The following is a 10,634-nucleotide window of genomic DNA, read 5'->3' on the forward strand; positions in this document are numbered from 1 at the left end:
CGGCTCAGCCGCGCTGTCGGGGCGGCCCTGGGGCGCGCCCGTGGCCGCCGCGGCCTCGGGAGACGGCTTGTCCTGCTGGGCGGCGGTGAGCGGCTGGGCCTCGTCTGGCAAGGGCACTCCTCATGCGGGCTCCGGATCCCCCGTTCAGGTCCGGACTGCCATGGTATCGAGCCGGGCGGCCACACCGCCGTTCGGCCGGTGGCGGATTCCCGGCGGGACGCCGGGGAACACCCGGAGAAATCGGGGGGAACCACAAGAACGCGGGGCGGGAACCGGATCTTCCCGGTTCCCGCCCCGCGTTCGGTGTCACTGCTTCCCGCACGGGTGTCCGTACGGATCAGAGCGTGATCAGCGCCTCCAGGGGAGCCCTGTCGAGGCCCTCCGCCAGCCGCTCCCGGCCCGCGAGGAAGCCGAGCTCCATCAGCACGGCCACGCCCGCGACCTCGGCCCCGGCCCGGCGGATCAGCTGCAGCGCCGCCTCCGCCGTACCACCGGTGGCCAGCACGTCGTCGATGACCAGGACACGGTCACCGGGGCCCACGGCGTCGGCGTGCATCTCGATCTCGGCGGTGCCGTACTCCAGCTCGTACGCCTGGGCGAGGGTGGCTCCGGGGAGCTTGCCCGCCTTGCGCACGGGGACGAAGCCCAGCCCGGCCCGGACGGCGGCCGGGGCGCCCAGGATGAACCCGCGGGCCTCCAGACCGACGACCTTGGTCGCGCCGAGGCGCTCGCACATCCCGGCGAAGGTGTCGGTGAGCACGCCGAACGCCGTGGCGTCGGCGAGCAGCGGGGTGATGTCCTTGAACACCACGCCCGGCTTCGGATAGTCCGGCACGTCGTGGATGTGCGAGAGCAGCAGGTCACGCAGCTCCCGGTCGGCCGTGCCGACCCCCGTGGCGCTCATCGGCGCTTCCCCGAGGGACGGCCGCGGCCACCGCGGTTGCGGGGCGACGCCTGGTGGACGATGCCCGCCGTGGCCGTGTCACCCGACTCGTCCCGCGCGTCGGGGCGCTCGTCCTCCGGCTCGGCGCCGCCCTCGGCCTTGGCGGTGGCGGCGCGCTTGGCCGCCACCCGCTTGGCCAGGGCCCGCATCTGCGGGTCGCGCTCCTTGAAGTCCGCGACCAGCGGGGTCGCGATGAAGATCGAGGAGTAGGCACCGGCCGCGAGGCCGACGAAGAGGGCCAGGGAGATGTCGTTGAGCATGCCCGCGCCGAGGAAGCCGCCGCCGATGAACAGCAGGCCCGCGACCGGCAGCAGGGCCACCACGGTGGTGTTGATGGAGCGCACCAGGGTGCCGTTGAGGCTGCGGTTGGCGATCTCGCTGTAGGTCCAGCGGGTCTGCTTGGTGATGTCCTTCGAGGCCTCCTTGAGGCCGTCGAAGACGACGACGGTGTCGTAGAGGGAGTAGCCGAGGATGGTCAGCAGACCGATCACGGTGCCCGGGGTGACCTCGAAGCCCACCAGGGCGTAGACGCCCACGGTGATGGTGAGGTCGTGGATCAGGGCGACGAGGGCGGCGAGCGCCATGCGCCACTCGAAGGCGATGGCCAGGTAGATCACCACGAGGAGCATGAAGACCGCGAGACCGGTCCAGGCCTTGTTGGCGATCTGGTCGCCCCAGCTGGGACCGACCAGATCCGTGTTGATCTTGTCCTGCGGGACGTCCAGCTTCTTGGCCAGCGCCTTCTGGGTCGGGATCGACTTCTCCGTGGAGAGGTCGCTGACCTGGATGCGCAGGGTGCCGTTGCCGAGCTTCTGGACGATGGCCGGGTGGCCCGCCGTCTCCTCGGCGGTCCGCTTGGCCTGCTCGACCGAGACCGGGGTCTTGGGCGTGGTGAAGACCGCGCCGCCGGAGAACTCGATGCCGAAGTTCAGGCCGCGCACGGCCAGACCCACGATCGCCGTGATGGTGATGAGGATCGAGATGCCGTACCAGATCTTCCGCTTGCCGACGAAGTCGTAGCCGACCTCGCCGCGGTAGAGCCGGGCGCCGAGAGTGCCGAGCTTCGACATCTCACGCCTCCTTCGGGTCGACGGGGGCGGTGGGGCGACGGCGGGACGCCCGCAGCGGCGGCTTGGCGCCGAGCCGCTTGGGGTCGAGCCCGGACCACGGGTGGCCGTTGGCGAAGAACTTGCGGCGGGCGAGCAGTGTCATGAGCGGCTTGGTGAAGAAGAAGACCACGACGACGTCGAGGAGCGTGGTCAGACCGAGGGTGAACGCGAAGCCCTGGACCTTGCCGACGGTGACGATGAAGAGCACCGCGGCGGCGAGGAAGGACACGAAGTCGGAGACCAGGATGGTGCGGCGGGCACGCGGCCAGCCCCGCTCGACGGCCGGGCGCAGCGTCCGGCCCTCCCGGATCTCGTCGCGGATGCGCTCGAAGTAGACGATGAACGAGTCGGCGGTGATGCCGATCGCGACGATGGCACCGCAGACGGCGGGCAGGTTCAGCGCGAAGCCGATGGCCTGGCCCAGCAGCACCATGATCGTGTACGTGAGGATCGCGGAGCACAGGAGGCTCGCGAGGGCGACGAGCGCGAGGCCGCGGTAGTACGCCACCAGGTAGACGATGACCAGGGCGAGGCCGATGGCACCGGCGATGAGGCCCGCGCGCAGCTGCTCGCCGCCGAGCGCGGCGGTGACGGTGGTCTGGGTGTCGATGCCGAAGGACAGCGGCAGGGAACCGTAGGACAGCACGTTGGCGAGGTCCCGGGCGCTGGTCTGGGTGAAGCCGCCGGAGATCTCCGCCTGGCCGCCGTTGATCGAGCTGGAGACGGACGGGTCGGAGACGACCTCGCCGTCCAGGACGATCGCGAACTGGTTCTGCGGGGACTGCTTGGTGGCCAGCTGGCCGGTGACGTTGGCGAACTTCTTGGAGCCGCTGCCGGTGAACTTCAGCTGGACGATCCAACCGCGGCCCTGCTGGCTGTCGAAGACGGCGGAGGCGCTGCTGACGTCGGTGCCCTGGACGGCGACGGGGCCGAGGATCTCCTTGGCGGAACCGTCCTTCTTGCAGGCGACGACCGGCTCATCGTCCTTCGCACGCGTCACGGCCCCGTTGGCGGCGGCGCGGCCCTCCTTGGTGGTGCAGTCCAGCGCGTCGAGCTTCTTCTGGAGCGCGGCGGCGTCGGCGGAGGGGGACGGTGTGGGGGTGTCCTTCTTGGCGCCCTTGTCGTCCTGCTTGGCCTTGTCGTCCTTGCCGTCGGACTTGCCGTCGGCGGAGGCGACGGGGGTCGGGGTGCTCGCCCCGTCGGCCCTCAGCGCGTCGGTGACGGCGCGGCCCTGGGTGCTGGAGCTCGCCGACGGGGACGGGGAGCCGGAGCCCGAGGCGGACGGGGAGCCGGAGGGCTTGCCCTTCTCGTCCTTGCCCGCGTCGTTCTTGTCCTTGCCCCCGGCGGAGGCGCTGGGGCTGGGCTGCTGCTCAGGCGTCTTGCCGCCGGCCGCGACGCTCAGCACGGGGCGGAAGGACAGCTTGGCCGTGGTGCCGACCTGCCCGCGGGCCTGCTCGGCGTTCGTCCCCTTGGGGATGTTCACGACGATGTGGTCGCGGCCCTGCGTCTGAACCTCGGCCTCGGAGACACCGAGGCCGTTGACACGCCGCTCGATGATGCCGACGGCCGTGTTCATATTGGTTTCGTTGATCGCGTTGGGCTTGCCGGGCTCGTTCTTGGCCTTCAGCGTGAAGCTGGTGCCGCCCGCGAGGTCGATACCCAGTCGTGGCGTCGTGCGCCCGGAGGCGAACATCCCCCCGACGAGCGCCACCATGGCGATCAGGATCAGAGCCAGGACCCGGCCCGGCCTGCCCTGGCCGCCCGGGGACCTGCGGCCCTTCTTCGGTGCTGCCACCTTGTCGTTTCTCCCTGTCCAACCGTCCGGCGTCGGGTTGTTCGCCGGGCGGCCACGAATGTTGTGGGGACCTGCCCCCGCCGGAGCCTAGACCGAAAGGGAACCGCGGCGCACTGATCGGTGAGTGCTCCGCGGTTCCCGTGATGGTGTTACTTCGCTTCGGTGTCGCCCTGCTTGCCGTCCCGCTTGGCGTCCCCGGCCTCCGCCGGGCCCGCCTCGTCGGCCTTGGCGTCCTTCTCCTCGGACTTCTCGGCGGACTTCCCGGCCTTGTCCTCGGCGGCCTCTGCGGCCTCGGCGGTCTTCTCCTTGCCGAGGTCGATCTTCTTCTCGGCGGGGGCCTCGGCCTCGGTCAGCGAGGAGGCGTCGTCGGGGACGGCGGGGAGCTCGGAGTCGTCCGGCTCGATGCCGTGGACGATGCGGTTGTACTCCTCGTCCTCCAGGACGGCGCCGATGGCGTTCTTCGCGAAGATGCAGTGCACGCCCGGGGCGACCTCGAGCAGGACGCAGTCGTCGTTGATCTCCTTGACGGTGGCGTACATGCCGCCGATCGTGCGCACACCGGTGCCCGGCTGCATCTGGTCACGCATCTGCGCCGCCTGGCGCTGCTTGTTCTTGGCCGACCGGGTCATCAGGAACATGGCCCCGATAAGCACGATGAACGGCAGGAGAGTCATTGGATTCACGGGACGAAGTTTCCTTCACACGACCACGGGGGCGCGGCCTCGTTCTACGGGGGTGGTATGCCGCACCGGAACAGGACGGCATCGGCGGAGTCTAAGCGAGTCCGCACCAAGGGAACAACGCTCAGCATGGCATCGGGGTTCCTGACCCGCGAAGCCCACGCGCCGACGGGAGGCGACAGAGCTCCCCCACGCCGTCAGGCGTCGAAAAGCGCCTCTCCCCCACCGCCGGCCGCCTGCCGCGGCGGCACCATGCCGAGGTGCTCCCAGGCCGCGGGGGTGGCGATGCGCCCCCGGGGCGTACGGGCGAGCAGGCCCTCGCGCACGAGGAAGGGCTCGGCGACCTCCTCGACCGTCTCGCGCTCCTCCCCGACCGCGACGGCGAGGGTGGAGAGACCGACGGGGCCGCCGCCGAACAGCTTGAGCAGGGCGGTGAGCACGGCGCGGTCCAGCCGGTCGAGGCCGCGGGCGTCCACCTCGTAGACGTCCAGCGCCCGCGCGGCGATCTCGCGTGTGATCACACCGTCGGCCTTGACCTGCGCGTAGTCCCGGACGCGGCGGAGCAGGCGGTTGGCGATGCGGGGGGTGCCGCGCGAGCGGCCCGCGATCTCCGCGGCGCCCTCCGCGTCCGTCTCGACGTCGAGCAGGCGGGCGGAGCGGTGGATGACGCGCTGGAGCTCGGCGGGGGCGTAGAACTCCATGTGGCCGGTGAAGCCGAAGCGGTCCCGCAGCGGGGGCGGCAGCAGACCGGCCCGGGTGGTGGCGCCGACGAGGGTGAAGGGCGGCAGCTCCAGGGGGATGGCGGTGGCGCCGGGGCCCTTGCCGACGATCACGTCGACCCGGAAGTCCTCCATCGCCATGTAGAGCATCTCCTCGGCGGGCCGGGACATGCGGTGGATCTCGTCGAGGAAGAGGACCTCGCCCTCGGTGAGCGAGGAGAGGATCGCCGCCAGGTCACCGGCGTGCTGGATGGCGGGGCCGGAGGTGATGCGGATGGGGGCGCCCATCTCGGCGGCGATGATCATCGACAGGGTGGTCTTGCCTAGGCCGGGGGCGCCGGAGAGCAGGACGTGGTCGGCCGTGGCGTTGCGGGCGCGCGCGGCCTTCAGGACGAGGTCGAGCTGCTCGCGGACCCGCTCCTGCCCGACGAACTCGCCGAGGTCCTTGGGCCGCAGGGCGGCCTCGACGGCCTGCTCCTCGCGGTCGGCGGCGCCCCCGACGAGGCGGTCGCCTCCGGCGGCGGTCGGGGGTACGGAGTCGTCGTCCCAGTTCACGGGTGGGTGCCTCACGGTTGTCGGCGGTCAGGGATGCGGCCGCGGCCTCCCCGGGAGGGGACAGGCCGGTGGCCGTGCGTCAGCGGGCGCGGTTCAGGCTCTGGAGCGCCGTCCGCAGCAGCTGCCCCACCTGCGGGGTGCCACCCCCGGCGAGCACGGCCTCCGCGTCCGGCGCGACCGCGGCCACGGCCGTCTCCGCCTCGCGCGGCGCGTACCCCAGGCCGACGAGCGCGGCGTGCAGCTGCTCGCTCCACGCGGGCGGGGCGGCCGCGGCCGGTGCGGCCCTGCCGCCACCGGTGCCGACCGGATCGCCCAGGCGGTCCTTGAGCTCCAGGAGCAGCTTCTGCGCGCCCTTCTTCCCGATGCCCGGGACGGCGGTGAGCGCCTTCTCGTCACCGGTCGCGACAGCGCGCCGCAGGGCGTCCGGGCTGTGCACGGCCAGCATCGCCTGGGCGAGGCGCGGCCCGACGCCGCTGGCGGTCTGGAGCAGCTCGAAGACCTGCCGCTCGTCGTCGTCGGCGAAGCCGTAGAGGGTGAGGGAGTCCTCGCGCACCACCAGGGAGGTGGCGAGTCTGGCCTGCTCGCCCAGGCGCAGCCCGGACAGGGTGGTGGGTGTGCACAGGACGGCCATGCCGACCCCGCCCACCTCGACGACGGCGGTGTCGGGGGCGAGGGCCGCGACGGTGCCGGAGACGAAGGCGATCATGCGCTGCCTTTCAGGGTTCGTACGGCCGCCTCCCGCGGGGGTGCGGTGCGGCGGTGGGCCGCGACGGCCTGCTGGAGGCGGTTGGTCGCGGGGGCCCGCCAGATGTGGCAGATGGCGAGCGCGAGGGCGTCGGCGGCGTCCGCCGGTTTCGGCGGGGCGTCCAGCCGGAGCAGCCGGGTGACCATGGCGCCGACCTGGGCCTTGTCGGCGCGGCCCGAGCCGGTGACGGCGGCCTTGACCTCGCTGGGGGTGTGCAGGGCCACGGGCAGCCCGCGGCGGGCGGCGCAGAGCATGGCGACGGCGCTGGCCTGGGCGGTGCCCATGACCGTACGCACATTGTGCTGGCTGAAGACGCGCTCCACCGCCACGCACTCCGGGCGGTATTCGTCGAGCCACTGCTCCAGGCCGCGCTCGATCAGGACGAGGCGGTCGGCGACATCGGCCTCGGCCGGGGTGCGCACGACGCCCACGCCCAGCATGCGCAGCGGGCGGCCCGCGACGCCGTCCACGACGCCGACGCCGCACCGGGTCAGGCCCGGGTCCACCCCCAGCACCCGCATCGCGTGCCCTCCCCTCCGCCGTACGGACCTGTGTTCTGCTGCTGTCGCAGGCTATCGGCTGCCACTGACAACGGCCGCTCATGCCGACGGGCCGACGGGTGGTGTCCCGTCGGCCCGTCGGTCAGGCCCGCGCGTACGCCCGGATCAGGCGCCCGGATCAGGCGTCGACCTTGGCCATGACCTCGTCGGAGACGTCGAAGTTGGCGAAGACGTTCTGCACGTCGTCGCTGTCCTCGAGCGCGTCGATCAGCTTGAAGATCTTGCGTGCGGCGTCCTCGTCGAGCTCCACCTGCATGGTGGGGACGAAGTTGGCCTCGGCGGAGTCGTAGTCGATGCCCTGCTCCTGGAGCGCGGTGCGGACCGCGACCAGGTCGGTGGCCTCGCTGAGGACCTCGAAGGACTCGCCGAGGTCGTTGACCTCCTCGGCGCCGGCGTCCAGGACCGCGCCCAGCACGTCGTCCTCGGTGAGCTCGCCCTTGGGGACGATCACGACGCCCTTGCGGTTGAACAGGTAGGACACCGAGCCCGGGTCGGCCATGGAGCCGCCGTTGCGGGTCATGGCGACGCGCACGTCGGAGGCGGCGCGGTTGCGGTTGTCGGTGAGGCACTCGATGAGCACCGCGACACCGTTCGGGCCGTAGCCCTCGTACATGATCGTCTCGTAGTCGGCACCGCCGGCCTCGAGGCCGCCGCCGCGCTTGACCGCGGAGTCGATGTTCTTGTTCGGCACCGACTGCTTCTTCGCCTTCTGGATGGCGTCGTAGAGCGTCGGGTTGCCCTCGATGTCGACGCCGCCCATGCGGGCCGCGACCTCGATGTTCTTGATCAGCTTCGCGAAGAGCTTGCCGCGCTTGGCGTCAATCACGGCCTTCTTGTGCTTCGTCGTAGCCCATTTAGAGTGGCCGGACATCTCGCCTGTCTCCTTCGCGTAACCAAATTCAGAACGAACGACTGTGATCCTACCGGGATCGCGGGACCACTCCGCCAACACCCACCCCGGCCGACGGCCTCAGGCGGCGGCGAGGGCCCGCCGCCGGACCATGTCGACGAACAGGGCGTGCACGCGGTGGTCGCCGGTGAGCTCCGGGTGGAAGGACGTCGCGAGCACGTTGCCCTGGCGCACGGCCACGGTGTGCCCGTCGTGGGTGGCCAGCACCTCGGCGGCCGCGCCCACGGACTCGACCCAGGGGGCGCGGATGAAGACGCCCTCGACGGGGCCGCCCTCGACACCCGCCATCGCGACGGCGGCCTCGAAGGACTCGTTCTGGCGGCCGAAGGCGTTGCGGCGCACGATCATGTCGATGCCGCCGAGCGTCTCCTGGTCCTCCCGGCCGTCGAGGAGCTTGTCCGCGAGCATGATCATGCCCGCGCAGGTGCCGTAGACCGGCAGCCCGGCCCGTACGCGCTCCCGCAGGGGCTCCAGCATGCCGAAGATCACGGCGAGCTTGGACATGACGGTGGACTCGCCGCCGGGGATCACCAGGCCGTCGAGGCCGTCGAGCTCCTCGGGACGGCGGACGGGACGGGCGAGGGCATCGGCCGCGGCGAGCGCGACCAGGTGCTCGCGGACGTCGCCCTGGAGGGCGAGGACGCCAATCACGGGGGTGCCGGAAGTGTCGGCGGTGGACACGGTGTACCTCTCAGAAACAGGACGGCCGGTGGGCGGCCCGCAGCACGGGCCGCCCACCGGTTGCGACGTGTGGCTCGCGTCGTGCGGCGGGATTACCAGCCGCGGTTGGCGTAGCGCTCCGCCTCGGGCAGGGTGTCGCAGTTGATGCCGACCATGGCCTCGCCCAGGTTGCGGGAGGCGTCCGCGATGACCTTGGGGTCGTCGTAGAAGGTGGTGGCCTTCACGATGGCGGCGGCGCGCTTGGCCGGGTCGCCGGACTTGAAGATGCCGGAGCCGACGAAGACGCCCTCGGCACCGAGCTGGCGCATCAGCGCGGCGTCGGCCGGGGTGGCCACACCACCGGCGGAGAACAGCACGACCGGCAGCTTGCCGAGCTCGGCGACCTCCTTGACCAGCTCGTACGGCGCGCGCAGCTCCTTGGCGGCGGCGAAGAGCTCGTTGTTGTCGAGGGCGCGCAGCTTGCCGATCTCGTTCTTGATCTGACGCAGGTGGCGGACGGCCTCGACGACGTTGCCGGTGCCGGCCTCACCCTTGGAACGGATCATCGCCGCGCCCTCGGCGATGCGGCGCAGGGCCTCGCCCAGGTTGGTGGCACCGCAGACGAAGGGGGTGGTGAACGCCCACTTGTCGGAGTGGTTGACCTCGTCGGCCGGGGTCAGCACCTCGGACTCGTCGATGTAGTCGACACCGAGGGACTGGAGGACCTGGGCCTCGACGAAGTGGCCGATGCGGGACTTGGCCATGACCGGGATGGAGACGGCGCCGATGATCTCTTCGATCATGTTCGGGTCGGACATCCGGGCCACGCCGCCGTCCTTGCGGATGTCGGCGGGCACCCGCTCCAGGGCCATGACCGCGACGGCGCCGGCGTCCTCGGCGATCTTCGCCTGCTCGGCGTTGACGACGTCCATGATCACGCCGCCCTTGAGCTGCTCGGCCATGCCGCGCTTGACGCGCGCGGTGCCGGTCTCGGGAGCGGTGGCGGACGTGCTGGGAGCCGTGCTGGACACGTTGTGACCTCACTATCAAGGGCGAGTGATGCTGCCCCCTCATACAAACGGCCGCCCGGCACCGGAAAAAGGGCCAATTCGAGGCCGGTGGCTTGTCGGAGCCGGTACCCGACGGTGCCCGGCAGTACCCGACGGTGCCCTGCGGTCAGGCGGACCGGCCGGGCGCATCGCCGCCCAGGGCCACCGGCGGCTCGTCGTCCATCTCGAAGGCCATCGGGAACGGCGCGTGGCCCGCCAGCCGGAACCAGCGCACCTTGCGATGCGTACGGACCGCCCGCGCCGCGCGCACCGCGTCGTTGTGGAAACGCCGGGCCATCGGCACCCGGCGCACGGCCGCCGTGAGCTCGCCCAGCGACTCCTCCCCGCCGGGCGCCACCCGCACCGCCTCGACCTGCGGCTCCTCGGCGAAGACGGCGCGCAGCGCCTGGCTCAGCTCGCTCTCGGCGACCTCGCGCTGCTCCTCCTCCGCCTGGCGGGCGGCGTGCGCGGCCTGGTAGAGCACGATCGAGGCGGCCGGGTCGAGCACCCCGGCGGTGGCGAGCTCCTGGGCGACCGAGGCGCGCCGCAGCAGCTGGGCGTCGAGCGCGGCCCGCGCGGCGTCGATCCGGGTGTGCAGCCTGTCCAGGCGGCCGGCCGTCCAGCTCAGATAGATGCCGATGACGACCAGTGCGGCGACGATCCAGATCAAAGTGGTCACGCGCCCCCACGTTACCGCTCGCCGCTCGGGCTTCTCCGCGCTCGGGGCCCTGGGCTCTCTGTGCTGCGCCTACCGGGGTGCCTCTTGCGCTGAGCGCGCGGCCGCGGGTCCGGTGGGGGCTGGTCGCGCAGTTCCCCGCGCCCCTTACGGGGCGCACCCTTGCGTCCCACCTTCCCGGTTGTGGGCATGCGTTCTGCAAAGGGCTGGGGCCCCCGGACGGAGTCTGGGGG

At 71.8% G+C, this 10,634-nt stretch carries 11 protein-coding genes; all 11 read right to left on the minus strand.

Translation table 11 applies throughout. The features are described from left to right. Positions 1-337: 337 nt before the first annotated feature. Complete coding sequence (locus tag K6I34_RS21910; RefSeq protein WP_229328035.1) at positions 338-904, minus strand: adenine phosphoribosyltransferase; 567 nt, start codon at positions 902-904, stop codon at positions 338-340. Beyond that, positions 901-2,013 (minus strand): protein translocase subunit SecF, encoded by a 1,113-nt coding sequence (secF, locus tag K6I34_RS21915; protein WP_229328036.1) that lies wholly within the window; start codon positions 2,011-2,013, stop codon positions 901-903. The genes K6I34_RS21910 and secF overlap by 4 nt, the downstream gene beginning before the upstream one ends. A gap of 1 nt (position 2,014) precedes the next feature. Beyond that, on the minus strand, positions 2,015-3,847 hold the full coding sequence (secD, locus tag K6I34_RS21920; protein ID WP_229328037.1) for a protein translocase subunit SecD: 1,833 nt from the start codon (positions 3,845-3,847) through the stop codon (positions 2,015-2,017). A gap of 149 nt (positions 3,848-3,996) precedes the next feature. Beyond that, positions 3,997-4,521, minus strand: coding sequence for a preprotein translocase subunit YajC (yajC, locus tag K6I34_RS21925; RefSeq protein ID WP_238489537.1), 525 nt, complete (start codon positions 4,519-4,521; stop codon positions 3,997-3,999). Between the two features lie 203 nt (positions 4,522-4,724). Further along, positions 4,725-5,801 carry a Holliday junction branch migration DNA helicase RuvB gene (gene ruvB / locus K6I34_RS21930; protein WP_229328039.1) on the minus strand — a complete coding sequence of 359 codons (1,077 nt, stop codon included), beginning with the start codon at positions 5,799-5,801 and terminating at the stop codon, positions 4,725-4,727. A 79-nt stretch (positions 5,802-5,880) separates the two neighbouring features. After that, positions 5,881-6,507, minus strand: coding sequence for a Holliday junction branch migration protein RuvA (gene ruvA / locus K6I34_RS21935; protein WP_229328040.1), 627 nt, complete (start codon positions 6,505-6,507; stop codon positions 5,881-5,883). Then, complete coding sequence (ruvC, locus tag K6I34_RS21940) at positions 6,504-7,067, minus strand: crossover junction endodeoxyribonuclease RuvC (RefSeq protein WP_229328041.1); 564 nt, start codon at positions 7,065-7,067, stop codon at positions 6,504-6,506. Before ruvC ends, ruvA begins: the two co-directional genes overlap by 4 nt. 157 nt (positions 7,068-7,224) lie before the next feature. Continuing rightward, entirely contained in the window at positions 7,225-7,977 is a 753-nt protein-coding gene (locus tag K6I34_RS21945) for a YebC/PmpR family DNA-binding transcriptional regulator (protein WP_121801863.1), read from the minus strand. Positions 7,978-8,076: 99 nt separating this feature from the next. Further along, positions 8,077-8,697 carry a pyridoxal 5'-phosphate synthase glutaminase subunit PdxT gene (gene pdxT, locus K6I34_RS21950; RefSeq protein ID WP_229328042.1) on the minus strand — a complete coding sequence of 207 codons (621 nt, stop codon included), beginning with the start codon at positions 8,695-8,697 and terminating at the stop codon, positions 8,077-8,079. Between the two features lie 92 nt (positions 8,698-8,789). Next, the gene (pdxS, locus tag K6I34_RS21955; RefSeq protein ID WP_374230985.1) at positions 8,790-9,707 is read right to left on the minus strand and encodes a pyridoxal 5'-phosphate synthase lyase subunit PdxS; all 918 of its coding nucleotides are present in this window, start codon (positions 9,705-9,707) and stop codon (positions 8,790-8,792) included. Between the two features lie 145 nt (positions 9,708-9,852). After that, positions 9,853-10,404, minus strand: coding sequence for a hypothetical protein (locus tag K6I34_RS21960; protein WP_229328043.1), 552 nt, complete (start codon positions 10,402-10,404; stop codon positions 9,853-9,855). Positions 10,405-10,634 lie beyond the last annotated feature (230 nt).

Origin of the sequence: Streptomyces sp. UNOC14_S4 (genome assembly GCF_020740835.1) — a bacterium.
Classification (GTDB): domain Bacteria; phylum Actinomycetota; class Actinomycetes; order Streptomycetales; family Streptomycetaceae; genus Streptomyces.

Bases quoted from the DNA above. Each gene is read 5' to 3' on its own strand.
- K6I34_RS21910 (WP_229328035.1), bottom strand. From the start codon at position 904: ATGAGCGCCACGGGGGTCGGCACGGCCGACCGGGAGCTGCGTGACCTG.
- secF (WP_229328036.1), bottom strand. From the start codon at position 2,013: ATGTCGAAGCTCGGCACTCTCGGCGCCCGGCTCTACCGCGGCGAGGTC.
- yajC (WP_238489537.1), bottom strand. From the start codon at position 4,521: ATGACTCTCCTGCCGTTCATCGTGCTTATCGGGGCCATGTTCCTGATG.
- ruvA (WP_229328040.1), bottom strand. From the start codon at position 6,507: ATGATCGCCTTCGTCTCCGGCACCGTCGCGGCCCTCGCCCCCGACACC.
- ruvC (WP_229328041.1), bottom strand. From the start codon at position 7,067: ATGCGGGTGCTGGGGGTGGACCCGGGCCTGACCCGGTGCGGCGTCGGC.
- K6I34_RS21945 (WP_121801863.1), bottom strand. From the start codon at position 7,977: ATGTCCGGCCACTCTAAATGGGCTACGACGAAGCACAAGAAGGCCGTG.